This is a genomic window from Burkholderia sp. JKS000303, from assembly GCF_002563755.1.
In the GTDB taxonomy this organism is placed as follows: Bacteria; Pseudomonadota; Gammaproteobacteria; order Burkholderiales; family Burkholderiaceae; genus Burkholderia; species Burkholderia anthina_B.
Map to the genome: position 1 here is coordinate 4,134,277 of NZ_PDBZ01000001.1, position 18,442 is coordinate 4,152,718.

The 18,442-nt window shown below is 67.0% G+C and carries 14 protein-coding genes; 7 read left to right on the forward strand and 7 right to left on the reverse strand.

All coding sequences use genetic code 11. From position 1 onward, the window contains the following. Nucleotides 1–30 precede the first annotated feature (30 nt). Entirely contained in the window at nucleotides 31–705 is a 675-nt protein-coding gene (locus BX604_RS19465; protein WP_098552238.1) for a response regulator, read from the reverse strand. Nucleotides 706–828: 123 nt separating this feature from the next. On the opposite strand from BX604_RS19465, the gene BX604_RS19470 reads away from it, so the two are divergent. The 5 genes from BX604_RS19470 (at nucleotide 829) to hpaR (ending at nucleotide 6,847) form a co-directional block, all read left to right on the forward strand. Then, nucleotides 829–1,929, forward strand: coding sequence for an ABC transporter substrate-binding protein (locus tag BX604_RS19470; RefSeq protein ID WP_098552239.1), 1,101 nt, complete (start codon nucleotides 829–831; stop codon nucleotides 1,927–1,929). Nucleotides 1,930–2,043: 114 nt separating this feature from the next. Continuing rightward, entirely contained in the window at nucleotides 2,044–3,816 is a 1,773-nt protein-coding gene (locus BX604_RS19475; RefSeq protein WP_098552240.1) for an ABC transporter permease, read from the forward strand. After that, nucleotides 3,809–4,876 carry an ABC transporter ATP-binding protein gene (locus BX604_RS19480; protein ID WP_098552241.1) on the forward strand — a complete coding sequence of 356 codons (1,068 nt, stop codon included), beginning with the start codon at nucleotides 3,809–3,811 and terminating at the stop codon, nucleotides 4,874–4,876. Before BX604_RS19475 ends, BX604_RS19480 begins: the two co-directional genes overlap by 8 nt. A gap of 161 nt (nucleotides 4,877–5,037) precedes the next feature. Further along, nucleotides 5,038–6,129 (forward strand): porin, encoded by a 1,092-nt coding sequence (locus tag BX604_RS19485; protein ID WP_098552242.1) that lies wholly within the window; start codon nucleotides 5,038–5,040, stop codon nucleotides 6,127–6,129. 277 nt (nucleotides 6,130–6,406) lie between these two features. Further along, a complete protein-coding gene (hpaR, locus tag BX604_RS19490; protein ID WP_098552243.1) occupies nucleotides 6,407–6,847 on the forward strand; it encodes a homoprotocatechuate degradation operon regulator HpaR in 441 nt (146 codons plus the stop codon). 111 nt (nucleotides 6,848–6,958) lie between these two features. Here the strand turns inward: hpaR and BX604_RS19495 are convergent, their stop codons facing one another. Beyond that, nucleotides 6,959–8,158, reverse strand: coding sequence for an SDR family oxidoreductase (locus BX604_RS19495; RefSeq protein ID WP_098552244.1), 1,200 nt, complete (start codon nucleotides 8,156–8,158; stop codon nucleotides 6,959–6,961). A 655-nt stretch (nucleotides 8,159–8,813) separates the two neighbouring features. On the opposite strand from BX604_RS19495, the gene BX604_RS19500 reads away from it, so the two are divergent. Next, nucleotides 8,814–9,161, forward strand: a complete 348-nt coding sequence (locus BX604_RS19500) for a DUF3564 family protein (RefSeq protein ID WP_098552245.1) — start codon at nucleotides 8,814–8,816, stop codon at nucleotides 9,159–9,161. Nucleotides 9,162–9,539: 378 nt separating this feature from the next. Next, the gene (locus BX604_RS19505; RefSeq protein WP_098552246.1) at nucleotides 9,540–11,417 is read left to right on the forward strand and encodes a peptidoglycan D,D-transpeptidase FtsI family protein; all 1,878 of its coding nucleotides are present in this window, start codon (nucleotides 9,540–9,542) and stop codon (nucleotides 11,415–11,417) included. A 146-nt stretch (nucleotides 11,418–11,563) separates the two neighbouring features. On the opposite strand, the gene BX604_RS19510 is transcribed toward BX604_RS19505, so the two are convergent. The 5 genes from BX604_RS19510 to BX604_RS19535 all read right to left on the reverse strand — a co-directional run bounded on the left by BX604_RS19510 (nucleotide 11,564) and on the right by BX604_RS19535 (nucleotide 18,375). Then, complete coding sequence (locus BX604_RS19510; RefSeq protein WP_098552247.1) at nucleotides 11,564–13,279, reverse strand: cation:proton antiporter domain-containing protein; 1,716 nt, start codon at nucleotides 13,277–13,279, stop codon at nucleotides 11,564–11,566. A 152-nt stretch (nucleotides 13,280–13,431) separates the two neighbouring features. Next, a complete protein-coding gene (locus tag BX604_RS19515) occupies nucleotides 13,432–14,829 on the reverse strand; it encodes a c-type cytochrome (protein WP_098552248.1) in 1,398 nt (465 codons plus the stop codon). Next, a complete protein-coding gene (locus BX604_RS19520; RefSeq protein WP_098552249.1) occupies nucleotides 14,826–16,604 on the reverse strand; it encodes a GMC family oxidoreductase in 1,779 nt (592 codons plus the stop codon). Before BX604_RS19520 ends, BX604_RS19515 begins: the two co-directional genes overlap by 4 nt. Continuing rightward, on the reverse strand, nucleotides 16,604–17,344 hold the full coding sequence (locus tag BX604_RS19525; RefSeq protein WP_098552250.1) for a gluconate 2-dehydrogenase subunit 3 family protein: 741 nt from the start codon (nucleotides 17,342–17,344) through the stop codon (nucleotides 16,604–16,606). Before BX604_RS19525 ends, BX604_RS19520 begins: the two co-directional genes overlap by 1 nt. A gap of 614 nt (nucleotides 17,345–17,958) precedes the next feature. After that, nucleotides 17,959–18,375 (reverse strand): DUF3995 domain-containing protein, encoded by a 417-nt coding sequence (locus BX604_RS19535; RefSeq protein ID WP_098552251.1) that lies wholly within the window; start codon nucleotides 18,373–18,375, stop codon nucleotides 17,959–17,961. Nucleotides 18,376–18,442: the final 67 nt, after the last annotated feature.

The window sequence follows — 18,442 nt, forward strand, 5'->3', positions numbered from 1 at the left end:
CGACGGAACGAGCGCGGGTGCGGAAGCGGCTCATTCCGCCGCCTTCGCTTCGAGCAGATACCCGAGCCCGCGCAACGTGACGATCGCGATGCCGGTGTTCTCGAGTTTCTTGCGCAGCCGGTACACGTAGATCTCGATCGCATCCGCATTGACCGACTCGTCGAGTCCGAAGATCTTCTCCGACAGCGTCTCCTTGTTGATCGCGCGGCCGTTGCGCAGGATCAGCACCTCCAGCACCGAGCGCTCGCGCGGCGTGAGCGGCAGGGGTTCGCCGGCGAGGCGGAAACTGCGATCGACGCTGTCGTACGACAGCGTCCCGCATTCGACCTGCGAATGCTCGTGGCCGAGGCTGCGCCGGATCAGCGCGCGGGCGCGCGCCTCCAGCTCGGTCAATTCGAACGGCTTCGCGAGATAATCGTCGGCCCCGAGGTCGAGCCCCTTCACGCGGTCCTCAACCGAGCCGTGCGCGGTGAGGATCAGCACCGGCACCGGATTGCGGCGCGCGCGCAGCCGCCGCAGCACCTCGAGCCCGTCGAGCTTCGGCAGCCCGAGATCGAGGATCACCAGCGCGTAATCCTGCGTGCGCAGCACGTGGTCCGCCGCCTCCCCGTCCGCCATGTGATCGACCGCGAAACGCGCGGCGCTCAGCGCGTCGTTCAGCGATTGCGCCAGGTTCGGGTTGTCTTCGACGAGCAGCACACGCATGGGGACCTCGGGAAATCCATGACTCAAAGGCCGCTATTGTGAACCGAAATGAAAGCGGGCTGAAAGTGCATCGCAATTAACATCCGCGTCACTCGAACAACACACAGGTAACTGGAGGAAGACATGCCGTTTGCACCGAAGCACCTCGCCGCCGCGCTGGCGATCGTCCTGGGCACCGCCGCCGGCGGCGCCGCCGCGCAGGTTCCGGCCGGGTATCCGGGTAACTACCAGGGTGTGGTCGACGCCGCGAAGCAGGAAGGCAAGCTGATCGTCTACTCGACGACCGACACGGGCCTCGTGCGTCCGCTGATCAAGGACTTCGAAAGCCTGTACGGCGTGAAGGTCGAGTACAACGACATGAACAGCACCGAGCTGTACAACCGCTACATCAGCGAAAACGCGGCGAGCAGCACCAGCGCCGACGTGCTGTGGAGCTCGGCGATGGACCTGCAGGTCAAGCTCGTCAACGACGGGCTGATGGCGTCGTACGATTCGCCCGAAAGCCCGAACGTGCCGCAATGGGCGCAATACCAGAAGCAGGCGTACGGCACCACGTTCGAGCCGCTCGCGATCGTCTACAACAAGCGCCTGATCCCCGAGAGCGAAGTGCCGAAGACGCGCGCCGACCTGATCAAGCTGCTCACCACGCAGGCCGACAAGTTCAAGGGCAAGGTCACGACCTACGACATCGAGAAGTCGGGGGTCGGCTTCAACTACCTGACGCAGGACGCGCACGTGAACGAGAAGGTCACGTGGGAGCTCGTGAAGGCGATCGGCGCGACCGGCCCGAAGCTGCAGTCGAGCACCGGCGCGATGATGGAGCGGATCTCGTCGGGCGAGAACCTGATCGGCTACAACATCATCGGCTCGTATGCGTACGCGAAGGCGAAGAAGGACAAGTCGATCGGCTACGTATTTCCGAAGGACTACACACAGGTCGTGAGCCGCCTCGCGACGATCTCGAAGAAGGCGAAGAACCCGAACGCCGCGAAGCTGTGGGTCGACTACCTGCTGTCCAGGCGCGGCCAGACGCTGATCGCGAACCAGGCGAACCTGTATGCGATCCGCTCGGACGTGAACGGCGAAACGTCGGCCGCGAGCCTCACGAAGGAACTCGGCGATTCGCTGAAGCCGATCCAGATCGGCACCGGCCTGCTCGTCTATCTCGACCAGTCGAAGCGCCTCGCGTTCCTGAAGCAATGGCAGCAGGCGATCAAGCGCTGATCGGCTGATCGGCTTCGGCTGACCACGGGCCGCCGCCGCACCTGGCGCGCGGCGGCCCCTTCCCCTTACCGACTTCCTAGAGGCGGCCATCCGGATGGCCGCAGGGGTGAACTCATGCTTTCAACCAGCACACGCGGAACGGCGCCGGCCGCTCCCCCCTCCACCGGCCACGGCAATGCGATCCCCGCGCTGCCGGCCAACAGCCTGCAGCCGCTCGCCGGCATGCTGCGCTGGATCGTCGTCGCGGTGCTCACCATCGCGGTCGCGCTGCCGCTCGGTTTCATCCTGTTCCAGAGCTTCCTGTCCGCGCCGTTCTTCGACGCGAACAAGGCGCTCGGCATCGAAGGCTTCCGCTTCATCTTCACCGATCCCGACTTCTGGTCGGCCGTGAAGAACTCGTTCATCATCGCCGGCGGGATGCTGTTCATCTCGATCCCGCTCGGCGGCATTCTCGCGTTCCTGATGGTACGCACCGACCTGCCCGGCCGCCGCTGGCTCGAACCGCTGCTGCTCACGCCCGTGTTCGTGTCGCCGATGGTGCTCGCGTTCGGCTACGTGGTCGCGGCCGGCCCGGTCGGCTTCTACTCGGTGTGGTTCAAGGAACTGTTCGGGGTGCAGAACGTACCCTGGAACGTGTACTCCATCTTCGCGATCACGGTGATCGTCGGCCTCACGCACGTGCCGCACGTGTATCTGTATTCGTCGGCCGCGCTGCGCAACCTCGGCTCGGACGTCGAGGAAGCCGCGCGCGTGACGGGCGCCCGCCCGTTCCGCGTCGCGCTCGACGTGAGCCTGCCGATGACGATGCCCGCGCTGCTGTTCGCCGGCGTGCTCGTGTTCTTCCTCGGCTTCGAGGTGTTCGGGCTGCCGCTCGTGCTCGGCGATCCGGAAGGCCACCTCGTGCTCGCGACCTACCTGTACAAGCTGACCAACAAGCTCGGCGTGCCGTCGTATCACCTGATGGCCGCGGTCGCGGTGTGCATCGTCGCGATCACGTTCCCGCTCGTGCTGCTGCAGCGCCGCCTGCTGAAGACCGCGAACCGCTTCGTGACCGTCAAGGGCAAGGCCGGCCGCGCAACGGTGCTGCCGCTCGGCGTCTGGCGCTGGGTCGCGCTCGCGATCGTCGCACTGTGGCTGATGCTGACCGTGATCGTGCCGATCTCCGGCATCGTGCTGCGCGCGTTCGTGACCAACTGGGGCGAAGGCGTCGCGCTCGGCGAAGTGCTGACGCTGTCGAACTTCACCGAGCTGTTCGAGCAGGACAACCTGGTGCGCGCGATCGTCAATACGCTCGGCATCGGCGTGATCGGCGGCGCGCTCGCGGTCGGCTTCTACTCGCTCGTCGCGTTCGCCGGCCACCGCCGCCACGACTGGGCGACCAAGCTGCTCGACTACCTCGTGCTGCTGCCGCGCGCGGTGCCGGGCCTGCTCGCCGGTCTCGCGTTCCTGTGGATCTTCCTGTTCGTCCCCGGCCTGCGCGAGCTGAAGAACTCGATGTGGAGCATCTGGATCGCGTACACGGTCGTGTGGCTCGCGTACGGGATGCGGCTCATCCAGAGCGCGCTGCTGCAGGTCGGCCCGGAGCTCGAGGAAGCCGGCCGCAGCGTCGGCGCGACGCGCAGCCGCGTGTCGCTCGACGTCACGCTGCCGCTCGTGCGGTTCGGCCTGCTCGCCGCGTGGCTGCTGATCTTCATGATCTTCGAGCGCGAATATTCGACCGCTGTCTACCTGCTGTCGCCCGGCACCGAAGTGATCGGCGCGCTGCTCGTGTCGCTGTGGGCGACCGGCGCCGTCGACCAGGTCGCCGCGCTCTCTGTCATCAACATCGCGATGGTCGGCGCCGGTCTCGGCGTGGCCCTGCGTTTCGGAGTGAAACTTCATGGATAAGCTCATCGTCGACGACCTGCATCTCAGCTACGGCGCCAACCCGATCCTCAAGGGCGTGTCGTTCGAACTGAAGGCCGGCGAAGTCGTGTGCCTGCTCGGCGCGTCGGGCAGCGGCAAGACCACGCTGCTGCGTGCGGTGGCCGGCCTCGAACAGCCGTCCGACGGCCGCATCCAGCTCGACGACCGCGTGTTCTTCGACGGTGCGCAGCGCGTCGACCTGCCCGTCGAACAGCGTTCGCTCGGCCTCGTGTTCCAGTCGTACGCGCTGTGGCCGCACCGCACCGTCGCCGACAACGTCGGCTACGGGCTCAAGCTGCGCCGCGTCGCGGCGGCCGAACAGAAGCGCCGCGTGCAGACCGCGCTCGACCAGCTCGGCCTCGGTCATCTCGCCGAGCGCTTTCCGCACCAGTTGTCGGGCGGCCAGCAGCAGCGCGTCGCGATCGCACGTGCGCTCGTCTACAACCCGCCGGTGATCCTGCTCGACGAGCCGCTGTCGAACCTCGATGCGAAGCTGCGCGAGGAAGCGCGAGCATGGCTGCGCGAGCTGATCGTGTCGCTCGGGCTGTCGGCGCTCTGCGTGACGCACGACCAGACCGAAGCGATGGCGATGTCCGATCGCATCCTGCTGCTGCGCAACGGCCGCATCGAACAGGAAGGCACGCCGGCCGAGCTGTACGGCGCGCCGCGCTCGCTGTACACCGCCGAATTCATGGGCAGCAACAACCGGATCGACGCGCGTGTCGCGGCCATCGACGGCGAACGCGTGACCCTCGCCGGCGACGGCTGGGAACTGCAGGCGCTCGCCCGCGACACCTTCGCGCCGGGCCAGGACGCGCAGGCCGTGATCCGCCTCGAGCGCGTGCAGGTCGCCGACGGTCCGGGCGCGAACCGGCTGCAGGCCGATCTCGTCACGTCGATGTATCTCGGCGACCGCTGGGAATACCTGTTCCATTGCGGCGAGATGCGCCTGCGCGCGTTCGGCCACGTGCCGCGCGCGGCCGGCAAGCACTGGATCGAATTCCCGACCAACGACTGCTGGGCGTTCGCGAAAGCGGGCTGACCCGGGCGCGGCGGCCCGCGCACGCCGCCGCGCATGCATTCCAGCGCACCTCCCGTCCCGACACACACGATCGGCGGACGCTTCCGGGCGTGCGTCGCGGACGGTTGCGCGCCGCGTATCCGCTTTACCCCAACCCACAAGAAACCAAGGAGACACCGTCAATGAAGTCACGCGCAGAACGTTCCCTTCGCACCGCCGTCCTGACCGGCTCGGCCGTCGCCGCCGGCCTCGCGGCAAGCGCCGCGCATGCGCAGTCATCGGTCACGATGTACGGGATCATGGACGCCGGCATCGAATACACGAATCATGCGGCGCCCGACGGCGGCAATTCGTTCAAGCTGAAATCCGGCAACAAGAACACGTCGCGCTGGGGCCTGCGCGGCGTCGAGGATCTCGGCGGCGGGCTGAAGGCCGTGTTCCGCCTCGAAAGCGGGATCGATCTCGCGAACGGCACGTTCGACGACGGCGCCGACTCGATCTTCGCGCGCCGCGCGACGGTCGGCCTGAAAGGCAAATGGGGCGAACTCTCGCTCGGCCGCAACTTCACCGTCACCTACGACTACATGCTGCCGTTCGACCCGATGGGGTATGCGCAGAACTACTCGTGGGCCACGTCGTCGATGGCGACCGGCGGCCGCAAGGACGGCCTCTTCACGCGCTCGTCGAACGCCGTGCGCTACGACGGCGAATTCGGCGGCTTCAAGTTCGGCGCGCTGTACGGCTTCGGCAACGTGCCCGGCAGCGTGAAGACCAGCTCGAAGTACGACTTCGCGCTCGGCTACGAGACGGGCCCGTTCGCGGCGGTCGTCACGTTCGACCGGCAGAACGGCGCGGCCGACAGCGTCACGCCGGCCGATACCGTCAACTATATCCAGGGCATCCATGCGGGCCTGAGCTACGACTTCGGCAACCTGAAGACGATGGCCGGCTATCGCAACTATCGCCGCACGTATCACACGAGCGCGGCGAATCAGTTGAGCGACATGTATTGGCTGGGCGGGTCGTACCAGTTCACGCCGACGTTCTCGCTGATCGCGGCCGTCTATCACCAGAACATCAAGGGCGGCAGCGATGCGGACCCGACGCTGGTGTCGGTGCGCGCGCAATATGCGTTGTCGAAGCGCACGGTGCTGTATGCGGCCGGCGCGTTCGCGATCGCGCAGCATGGGGAGAAGGTCGGCGTATCGCGCGACTTTGCCGGGTACGGGACGACGCAGGTCGGCGTGACGGCCGGGATCCAGCAGCGGTTCTGACGTTCGCGGGGTGATGACGCGGAGGGGAACGCGGCCTGGGTCGCGTTGTCCTCTGCATCGCGGCCTGTCATGTTTCGGTCGCTTGCGCGGATATGCGACGTGCCAGGGGACCTGCCCGGAGAATCATCGCGTGGCCGCCGCAAGTCTCGGCGCATCACAAATAGTTAACATCTAAAGTAAACAATCGTACGCCAGCAACCTCGATTACCCTGATACATGAAATTCATCAACGCCGGCTGTTAAGATTGATGCGTCCCCCCGCCTACTTCCGACCCCGATGAACCGTACGCTCGACCATCGCAATCTGGCCATGCTGCTGCTCGAGGCCCGCGAAACGCTGATGGGCCTGTTTCGCCCCATTCTCAAGGAATTCGCGCTGACCGAACAGCAATGGCGGATCATCCGCGTGCTCGACGGCGAACCGGCGCACGCGCTCGAAGCAGGCCAGATCGCGCGCCGCTGCTGCATCCTCAGCCCGAGCCTCACGGGCGTGCTGGAGCGAATGGAACGAGACGGGCTGATTACGCGCATGCGCGCGCAGGAAGATCAGCGCCGGCTGCTGGTGAGCCTGACGCCGCAAAGCCGGAATCTGGTGACCGAAATCGGTCCGCGCATCGACGAGCAATATCGGCAGCTCGAAGCGCGCTTCGGCGCGGACGGCCTCGACGACATCTATCGCGCGCTCGACCGGCTGATCGAACTCGGCAACGCGCCCTAGCGCCTACCGCCGCCGGACGGCGGAGACAGATGGCAGATGGCGGCGAACAGGAACCGGCGGCGCCGCTGCGTGGCACATGCAGGCCGTGTGCCTGACTCGCCTCGCCTCAGCTCACTGCAGCGCGCCGCGCATCAACTCGGTCACGGCGACGCCGCGTGACGTCCGCATGCACTCCTCGACGTAATCAATGAACGGCAGCGGCTCGAAATCGATTTCGTCGCGCACGCGACGGTTGTCGAACACGCGATCGACCGTCGCGAATTCCGCGCAACGCTGCAGCGCCCGGCCAATCACGCGCTCGAGCCCCGGATCGGGTCGCCCCAGCACGTCACGCACCACGAGCGGCAACTCGGCCGGCGCGCAGGCCGCGTAGCGCGGCGCGCCCGTCATGCCCGCCGCCTCGTCCATCGCGCGAACGATCTGCGCGACCTGCGGCGCCTCGTCGCCCGCCGACACGTGATACACGTCGTGCATCAGCGTCGGCTTCACGGCGAGCAGCATCGTCGCGCGCGCGACGTCGTCGACCGACACGATGTCGATGCGCGTCATCGGCCGGGCCGTGAAACGGCGCGCCGCATGCGCGACGCGAAACATCCAGAACGAATTCGGCGCGGGCCGCGTGCCAAGCACCGTGTGACCGACGACATGCGACGGCCGCACGACGACGAGCGGCAGCCCGAGCGCGCGCAGGCTTTGTTCGGTGTGCGCCTTCGCATGCAGGTAGTCGGCCGCCAGCACCGCGCCGGGCAGCCCTTCGTCGTCGCGTGCCGCGTCGAGCGCGACGTCCTCCTGCACGATCCCGCCACGGCCCGCATGCGCATAGGCTGTGCCGACGTACACGAAACGCTGCAGCCGCGGCGCATGCGCGAACCGCTCGGCGAACGACAGCGAATCGGCGATGTCCGCCTGCAGGTGCGCGCCGTCGGCCGGCGACGCATGGCCCGCGCAGTGAATCACGTGCGTCGCGCCGGCAAGACGCGACGCATCCGCGCCCTGCCACACGTCGCCGAGTGCGCCGACGATCACGTTCGCATCGCCCAGGCGCGACGCCCAGTACGGCGCGAGCCCCGCGCGCAACGCCGCTTCACGCAGCCGCGCGACCGCATGGCCGCGGTTCTGCGCGCGCACGACGCAGACGATACGGTCGAGCAACCCCGCGTTGACGAGCGCCGTCAGCACGGTACTGCCGATGAAGCCGGTGGCGCCGGTCAGCACCAGCCGGCTGACGTTGGCCGCCGCGACCGGTGCGCTGGCCGGCGACACGAGGCTGGTCCGCCAGTTGAGCGACAACGCGGTTTTCCAGATCAGCACGATAGTCTCCTTCGAAGGGGCGGCCGGACGGCAAAGCTGCCCCGTTCGGGGCTGCGCACTGCCGTGGGCCGGGCCGGGGCCGATGCTCGCCCCGGCCGTCCCGATCAGGCTTGTGGCCCGCGATCGCATCGATCGCGTCTCTGGCACGAGGCGGCGACAACCCGCCACGGACGGGCGTCCATGACGCAGATCGGGAAAGTCCCAGTGTGGGGCCCGAACGCCCGCAAGTCTGTCCCGAAAGTTTTGTGAAAGTGTGTGGATTTGTACGCGAATGTCTGAGTGTGTCGCGCGAGCCATGCTGTCAAATCACCGCAACATCCGATCCGGCCGCCGCCGGGCCGGGTTTGCGGGGCCGCAGCAGCCCGCCGGCCCTTTACTTCAGCCGCCGCCGCGGCGCGACACATCGACGCGCCCTTCTGCTAGTCATCGCATGTCCCTGTCACGTCAGCGGCGGCGCGTCGCATGCCGCGCACGGTGTCGTCTGCGTTTGCGCGCAGCAATGGAATCGCTGGCAATCGTCAGACGTCGTTTCATACGAAACGCCAATAGCCCCCATTCGGATTTATTGCGGATTATCGCTTGCGTTTCGCGGCAGTCTATCTAGACTGTTCAAACCAAAACGGTCGAATGTGTCATTTTCTCAGGAGACGATCCAATGCGCCTCACCATTCGGATTAATGGCAGTGAATCGGCAACCCGGCATGCATTCGCGGTGCTGTGGGTCGATACCGACGAGGGGCTGTGGTCGCGCGAAGCACATCAGGGCATCGACCTTCCGACCTGGGGCAAAGTCCGGGACGTCGAAGGCGCAATGGCCCTCTGCGCGGCCGACGGCGGCAGCGCCGTGTGCCAGTTGAAGGGTCTGTCGTTCGATGCAACGCAGCGCGAACAGGGCCCCGCCGTACTCGCCGGCGAGCACCCGGACGGTGCGTGGCGGCTGCAGGAAGTCGATCATTGCAAGGTCGAACCCGAATACGAAGGATTTATTTCCGTCCCACGATAGGTATTTCTGACGGTAATCCTCTGCGGTTTTCGGGTTTATTCCAGTTTCAGCGATATTCATTTCGATATTCAGCAATAAGAGCGCCTCGATTCGGGGCGCTTTTTTATTACACGCTTCAAAATAAATAAGGGCCGGGTTAATTCTCCGGCGCCGTCGCTATCCGCATCCGCCGTCCACCACGAATTCCGGACCCGCGCCACGAACGGCGCTCCGCCGCCTTGCACCGCCCCCTCCCCCGGTTGGCCGCCGTCGCCCGATAAAACCGCCGTCTTTTCTCGTGCCGACGCACACTTTCCCCACATGATGTTTACTCATTTATTACAATCGCATTATTCCGATTGACCCCGCCGCCGTCTGGCGGCCCGACCCGGCCCTTGCATGAGCGTAAAAAAGAAGACCCACCCCGCCGATCCGTACGCAGCCGCGACCAAACATCCGATGCTCGCGTCGCGCCTGCCGATGTGGCGCTCGAAGCTGGTCGTGATCCTGGTGTCGCTCGCTTTCGCCGCGCTCATCGGACGCGCCTTCTGGGTGCAGGTCGCGAACCAGGATTTCTATGTCGGGCAAGGCCAGAAGCGCTACCAGCGCACGATCGAGCTCGATGCGATGCGCGGCCGCATCGTCGACCGCAACGGCGCGATGCTCGCGGTCAGCCTGTCGACCTATGAAATCTGGGCGAACCCGAAACAGGTCGCCGAAACCGACTATCCGCAGATCTCGAAGCTGCTCGACATGCCGCTCGCGGAAGTGAAGCGCCGCCTGCGCAACGATCGTACGTTCGTGCTGCTCAAGCGGCAGATCGATGCCGAGACCGCGAGCCGGCTCGACAAGCTCGACATCGACGGCATCACGCAGATCGCCGATTCGAAGCGTTTCTATCCGGAAGGCGAATCGGCCGCGCACGTGGTCGGCTTCACCAACGTCGAGGACAAGGGCCAGGAAGGCGTCGAGCTCGCGGCGAATGCGCGGCTGCTGGGCACCGCCGGGCAGCGCGAGGTGATCCGCGACCGGCTCGGCCGCATCGTGTCCGACACGCGCCCGCTCGTGCCCGCGCAGCACGGCGCGACGATCGAACTGACGATCGACCGGCGCATCCAGCAGCTCGCGTTCAGCCAACTGAAGGCCGCGGTGGTCGAGAACAACGCGGTGGCCGGCAGCGTCGTGGTGCTCGACGCGCAGAACGGCGAAATCCTCGCGCTCGCGAACTACCCGACCTTCGACCCGAACGACCGTGCCCGGCTCACCGGCCAGCAGTTGCGCAACCGCGCGGTGATCGACACGTTCGAGCCCGGCTCGACGATCAAGCCGCTCGTCGTCGCGCTGTCGATCGACGAACGCAAGGTCACGCCGAACACGATCATCAACACGTCGCCGGGCACCTACAAGATCGGCCCGGCCGTGATTCACGACACGTCGAACCACGGCGCGCTGACCGTCTCGCAGGCATTACAGAAGTCGAGCAACGTCGCGCTCGCGAAGCTCGCGCTGAACCTGCCCGCCGAAACGATCTGGAACAAGTATCAGGAATACGGGATCGGCCGCGCACCGGAACTGACGTTCCCGGGCGTCGCGTCGGGCCGCCTGCGCGGCTACAAGCGCTGGCGGCCGATCGAGCAGGCGACGATGGCCTACGGCTACGGCCTGTCGATGTCGCTGCTGCAGATCGCGCAGACCTACACCGCGTACGCCGGCGACGGCACGCTGCACCCCGTGTCGCTGTTGAAGAACGGCACCGATCAGCAGTCGATCGACGCGCATCGCGGCCACCGCGTGACCTCCCCGCAAACGGCGGCGGCGATCCGCACGATGCTGGAGTCGGCGGTCGGCGAAGGCGGCACCGGACGCCGGGCGCGCGTCGACGGCTACCGGATCGGCGGCAAGACGGGGACGGCGCGCAAGCAGGTCGGCGCGTCGTATGCGAAGGGCAAGTACCGCGCGCTGTTCGCGGGGATGGCGCCGATGAGCAACCCGCGCCTGATCGTCGCGGTGATGATCGACGAGCCGCGCGGCAAGGGCTACTACGGCGGCACGGTGGCCGGCCCGGTGTTCTCGTCGGTCACGAGCGGCTCGCTGCAGTTGCTCGGCGTGCCGCCCGATGCGCCGATCGACCCGGCACCGAATGCGCCGGCCAAGGCAGCGGCGCCGCAGAAGACGGTCGCGGCCCAACCGAAAACGGTCGCCGCGCGGAACACGTCGGCTTCGATGAAGACGGCCGCGCAATCCGGCGCGGCCATGCAGGCCAAGGCGGCAGGCTAACGCCGCCGGGCGGCGCTGCGCCATGTGCGTCATGCGCGCGGCGACAGCATCCTGCGTTCGCTTCGCTGCCGCCTCCTCCTCAGTGACGCCGGCCTGCTGTCGCAAACCCGTCGTCGGCGGGAACGGCCGGAAGGCCGCCCCGCCCGTCAATGCGCAGCCGCCACCGGCTTCGCCATCCTGCCGAGCACGTGCTCGGTCATCCCGCGCGCGAGCTCGCTCTCGCCCATGAACACGGTGCCGACGCCCTCGCTCGACAGCAACGCGGCCTCGTCGCCGCTGTTCGTGCACAGCACGACCTCGAGCGTCGGATTCAGCGTGCGCGAGATCTCGACGATCTGCCGCACGTCGAATACGTCCGGCAGCGTGACGACCAGCATCCCGGCGCGCGCGATATGCGCCTGGACGAGCACGATCGGCTCGATCGCATCGCCCGACACGGCCGCGACGCCATCCGCGCGCAGCTTCTCGACGAGCTCGCGATTCTGCTCGACGACGACATAGGCGATCCCGCGCTCGTCGAGCGCGTGCGCGATCCGCGTGCCGACCTTCCCGTAACCGACGATCACGACCTGCCCGGTCAGGTGAGTCTGCGGCGTGGACATCGGCAGCGCGGCAAGCGGATCGTCGCGCGCCTCGAGCTTGCGCGCGAACGCCGAATGCTTGCGAATCCATGCAAGCGCCGGGTCGATCATCGCGAACAGCAGCGTGTTCATCGCGATCGAGATCAGCGCGACCGCGAGAATCAGGCTCTGCCCTTCGGCCGACAGCAGCCCGAGCGCGCGGCCGAGCCCGGCGAGGATGAACGAGAATTCGCCGATCTGCGCGAGGCCCGCGCCGACCGTCAGCGCGGTGTTCAGCGGGTAACGGAATGCGATCACGAGCGCGACCGCCGCCAGCGTCTTGCCGATCAGCACGATCGCCGCGACCTCGATCACGTGCAGCGGCTCGGTGAGCAGCACCTTCGGGTCGAACAGCATCCCGACCGAAATGAAGAACAACACCGAGAACGCATCGCGCAGCGGCAGCGTCTCGTCGGCCGCGCGCCGGCTGAACTCCGACTCGCGCATCATCATCCCGGCGAAGAACGCGCCGAGCGCGAACGATACGTCGAACAGCTTCGCCGCACCGAACGCGATGCCGACCGCGGCCGCGATCATGCACAGCGTGAACAGCTCGCGCGAGCCGGTGCGCGCGACGAGCCACAGGATCCGCGGAAACACGCGCTTGCCGACCACGAGCATCAGCGCAATGAACGCGGCGACCTTCAGCATCGTGACGCCGAGCGTGCCCCACACGCTGCCGCCGGCCGCATGCGCGTCGCCGGGCGGCGTGCCGCCGAGCAGCCCCGCGACGGGCGGCAGCAGCACGAGCACCAGCACCATCACGAGATCCTCGACGACGAGCCAGCCGACCGCGATACGGCCGTTGACCGTCTCGACCAGCCCGCGCCCTTCGAGCGCGCGCAACAGCACGACGGTACTCGCGACCGACAGCGCGAGTCCGAACACGAGCGCCGCGCCGAGGCTCCAGCCCCAGGTGAGCGCGAGCCCGCCGCCGAGCAGCGTCGCGACGGTAATCTGGACGATCGCGCCAGGCAGCGCGATCTTGCGCACGGCGAGCAGGTCGCCGAGCGAGAAATGCAGGCCCACGCCGAACATCAGCAGCATCACGCCGACTTCCGCGAGTTGCTGCGCGAGCGACAGGTCGCCGACGAAACCGGGCGTGCCGGGGCCGATCACGATCCCGGCGAGCAGATAGCCGACCAGCGGCGGCATCTTCAGCAGCGACGCGAAGTAACCGAAAATCATCGCGAGACCGAAACCGGCCGCGAGCAGTGCAATCAGGCTGACGTCATGAGGCATCCCCCCTCCCGAGTTCTTGTAACTATTTAGTAAGGTTCAAGAAACAAAGGATAAGGGATGACACGAAAAAATGGCGCGCCGCCGCGAAAATTTCACGCGGCGCGCGCCATTGCGGGGTGCAACCCCGGCCGGACGGGACGTGCTGCGCCGCGTCAGCGCGACGCCTGCGGGAACCGCGCGCCCGGCGGCGGCTCGGGCCGGGTCGACGGCACGCTCTTGCGCACCTTCGCAACCTGCGCGGCCGTGACCGCCGCGCCCGTGTTGCCCCAGCTCGTCCGCACGAAGTTCGATACGTCGGCGACTTCCTGGTCCGACAGGCGCCAGCCGAACGGCGGCATCGTGAAGGTCGACGGCGCCGTACGCGTGCCCTCCAGCGCGCTACCCTCCAGCACGACGTGGATCAGCGACGTCGGATCGTCCCCCTGCACGACCGGGTTGCCGGCGAGCGCCGGGAACACGCGCGTGTAGCCGTGGCCGTCGCTGCGGTGGCAGGCCATGCAGTTGTCGCGATAGACCGCCGCGCCCGGCTTGCTCGCGTCGCCACTTTGCAGCGCCTTCGCGGCGGCCGCGTCGTACACGTGCGGCTGTTCGCCCTGCACGCGCGGCGGCAGCGTCTTCAGGTAGCGCGCGATCGCGGTCAGGTCCTCGTCGTTCATGTGCTGCATGCTGTGGCCGACCACGTCCGTCATCCCGCCGAACGCGGCCGTGCGCAGCGTGCGGCCCGTCTTCAGGAACTGCACGATCTCGGTTTCGTTCCACGTGCCGAGCCCCGTGCGCTGTTCGCCGCGCAGGCTCGTCGGCACCCAGCCGTCGATCGCCGCGCCGCCCGCCAGGAAGTCGAGCCCGCCCGCGTCCGTCAGCGCGCGCTCCTGCATCGTCACCGCGCGCGGCGTATGGCATGCGCCGCAATGGCCGAGACCCTGCACGAGATACGCGCCGCGTGCGATCACCGGGTCGCTGTACTGCGCCGCATCGAACGGCTTCGGCGTCGGCGCGAATAGCTTGCGCCAGAACGCCAGCGGCCAGCGCATCGACAGCGGCCACACGATGTCGACCTTGCGGTTCTCGTGCTCGACCGGCGCGACACCGTGCATGAAGTACGCGTACAGCGCCTTCACGTCGTCGTCGGACAGGCGCGCATAGGACGGGAACGGCATCGCCGGGTACATCGTGTCGCCGTTCTTGCGCACGCCCTCGCGCACCGCGCGGGTGAAGTCGTCGAGCGTCCAGCCGCCGAGGCCCGTCTTCGCGTCCGGTGTGATGTTGGTCGAGTAGATCGCGCCGATCGGCGTATCGAACTTCAGTCCGCCCGCGAACGGCTTGCCGCCGACCGCGGTGTGGCACGCGATGCAGTCGCCCGCGCGGGCGAGATATTCGCCGCGCTTGACGAGGTCCGCGTCGGCCGACCGGGCGGCCGGTGCGGCCGCCGCCGGCGACGCCGGTTGCGCGAACGCCGACCCGCCGGCGAGACCGAACGCGGCCCATGCCGTACCGATCGCCAGTGCGCGCGACACGTGGCGCGCGGCGTAGTGGTTCACTGTCCTCTTCATGCGGTCACCAGCGGGGCGGGATTTTTCAGGTATTGCTCGCGGATCGCGCGGGCCGACCAGTAGGCCAGCGCCGCGATGATCCCGGTCGGGTTGTAGCCGATGCCTTGCGGCAGCGCCGAGGCGCCCATCACGAACACGTTGTGCACGTCCCAGCATTGCAGGTAGCGGTTCAGCACGCTCGTCTTCGGATCGGTGCCCATGATCGCGCCGCCGACCAGGTGCGTCGTCTGGTATGCGCGCGAATCGAAGTGCTTGCCGAACTCGCGCGTCGACACGCCGATCGACTTCGGCCCCATCGCCTCCGCGATCTTCTTCATCTGCCCCGTCACGTACTGCGCCATCTTGATGTCGTTGTCCTTCCAGTCGAAGGTCATCCGCAAGAGCGGCTGGCCGTACGAGTCGCGATAGGTCGGATCGAGATCGAGGTACACGTCGCGATACGACATGTTCGAGCCGTGCGCGTCCATCGAGATCGTGTGCGCGTAGTTATCCTTCACGGCCTTCTTCCATGCCGAGCCCCACTGCGGCGTGCCGGCCGGCGTCGCGATGCCGCTGATCGGCTTCACGCCGGCCTGGTTCACCCACAGCGGCGAGCCGCCGACGAAGCCGAGCGGGCCGTGATCGAAGTTGTCCGCGTTGAAGTCGTCCACCGCGACACCGTTGCCGCCCGCGCCGATGAACGGGTTCGTGAAGGTGTCCTTGTCGAAGAACGCCTTGATCGTCGACAGGTTCTGGTACGCGAAATTGCGGCCCACGACGCCTTCGCCGGAGATCGGGTCGTACGGCTTGCCGATGCCCGACAGCAGCAGCAGGTGCACGTTGTGATACTGGAACGCGGCGACGATCACGAGATCGGCCGGCTGATGCACTTCACGGCCGGCCGGGTCGACGTAGGTGACGCCCGTCGCGCGCTTCTTCGTGTCGTCGAGATCGACGCGCAGCACGTGGCACTTCGAGCGCAGCTCGAAGTTCGGCACCTGCTTCAGCGCGGGCAGGATGTTCAGGTTCGGCGACGCCTTCGAATACATGTAGCACGCGTAGCCGCTGCAGTAGCCGCAGAAGTTGCACGGCCCCATCTGCACGCCGTACGGGTTCGTGTACGGCCCCGACGTGTTCGCCGACGGCAGCCGGTACGGATGCAGCCCGAGCGATTGCGCGGCATCGAAGAAGCGCTGCGCCGAATACGTGTTGAGCTGCGCGGGCAGCGGGAAGTTGTCGCTGCGGTTCGCCTCGAACACGTTGCCGTCGCCGACCACCTTGCCGCCGACCTTGTATGCCTGGCCCGACGTGCCGAACACCTTCTCGGCAAAGTCGAAATACGGCTCGAGCTCGTCGTAGCTGACGCCCGTGTCCTGGATCGTCATCCCGTCGGGGATGAACTTCTTGCCGTAGCGCTCTTCGTAGTGGCTGCGCAGTCGCAGCTCTTCCGGCGTGATCCGGAAGTGCACGCCCGACCAGTGCAGCCCGGCACCGCCGACGCCCTCGCCCGGCAGGAATGCCGCGAGCTGCCGGTACGGCAGCGCGGTGTCCTGCACGCCGTGGCGGATCGACACGGTCGTCTTCGACAGGTCGAGGAACAGCTTCTTGCGGATGTTGTAGGTCAGCTCGTCGATCGTGTTCGGATACGCGCCGTCCGGATAGGTGTCGCGATACTCGCCGCGCTCGAGCGCGACCACGTTCAAGCCCGCTTCGGTCAGTTCCTTCGCGAGAATCGCGCCGGTCCAGCCGAAGCCGACGATCACCGCATCGACATGCGGCTTCTTTTCTGCGGCCATCAGGTACGCTCCCCGTTGATCGAGACCGGGCCGTACGGATACGGCTTGCCACTCTGGTTGACGAAATCCATGAAGTCGGCGCGCGCGCCCGGGAAACCGATCATCTTCCACGCGGCCATGTCGTGATTGCCGCCGTGCACCGGATCGCAGAAGTAGCCTTCGCGCGTGTTCTGCAGCAACTGCCCGAAGAACACCGCGGACGGCACGTCGTCGATCTGCGCACTGCCTTTCTCCAGCTCGCCGAGCACGGTGTCGCGGGTCGCGGCGTCGAGGTCGGCGAACGCCTTGCCGTGATTCTTTTCGCTGTAGCGGTTGACCGCCGCGATGCCGAGCCGGTAGATGTCGCGCGGCACGAGTTTCAGCTGATAGCCGAGCTCGGGCACGCCCTGCTGGAACGGCCCCTGCATGTACCACGTCGCGCCGTTCGCGTACGGGGTTTCCATCTGGCGGTCGATGAATTCGGGCACGCCGGATTCGAGTGCGCCGGGGCCTTCGGCGTCGGCCGGGATCAGCCGGTCGACGGCGGCCTGGACGAACGCCCATTCCTTCGCATCGAAGAAAGTCGGCTTGTACGGGGCGCGCTCGGCGCCGGCCGACGCGGTCGATGCGTTGCCCGCCGTGGTGGCGGACGATGACGACGAGCGCAGGTCGCAACCGGCGACCGAGGCGATCGGCACGAGCGCGACCGACGTGCGCAGGAAGCGGCGACGCGAATTGGGTTTGTCAGGTGGCGTGGACATGGTCGGATGTTGATCGTTGGGGAGCGTTCGAGCCCGCGCATTCCGCATGCGGCGTGCCCGCCACGATAGCCATGCCGCACGCGGCCGGCCGTCCTTGTTGTTGCTGTGCTGCGAACAACCTCGATACGGGCGCCGGCCGCGCGAGGCGCGGCGGCGCCGTCAAGCAACCGCGTTGCGCCGGTTTCGGAGCGCCGCGCGGATCGACCTCTTCGCGGGTCTGATCGGACGAATACGGCCTGTCGGCCGCTGTCCGTCCACCATCGCCATGACCCTGATTCAACTTAGACGCCGCGCGAGCCGACGGCAAGCGCAACGTGCACGACCCTCATTTCGGGCCCGGCGAAGCGTGCCGCGGATTATAGATGGAACCGGTTCCAACTCCAAAGGGTTGGATGCAATTCATTACATCGAAAATCGCAACAATCGAGAAATTGACTTGTGGAATGCACAAGAACGGTGCATTGGGCGCACCGGGCGATTGAGCGCCGGTTTCGCGGTCCCGCGCTATTTCGCGGACGCGCGCGGCTTCGGCCGACGCCGGCTGTCACGGCGCCGCGATGCGCGTTCCTGAGTCGCCCCCGCGCGTTACGCGCCGGTCGCGATCCGCTGGCCGCTCACCACGGCCACAGCATCGACCCGGTCGACAACGCAAGCGCCGCGCACAGCGGCGAGTAACAAAGGCTGTCCATCCGCGCGAAACGCGATCCGCGAATCCGCTTGGAGAAGCCGACGTAGCGAAAATCGCCGACCGCGCGCACCGCGAAGATCAGTGCGAGCACAACGACCGCGAATGCGATCGCCCCGGGATACAGGTTCGGCCACAGCCAGCCGGCGCGCGACGCCACCGCGCCTGCGCCGGCCAGCAGTGCCGCCGCGACGGCGAACGTGCCTGCCCTGCTCGGCCGCAGCAGCGGTACGCCGTCCTTCTCCGGAATGGCCGCACGCTTGCCGAGCCGCCCGCCGAACGCCCAGTACACGTGAACGAGTGCAATCGCGCAAAGCGTCGGCACGCTGAAATACGCGCCCATCATGTTGGTCGTGTCCGTTGTCTCATTGTGTCGCCGGGTCGTGTGAAGCCGACAAACGTCGGCGTGCGGC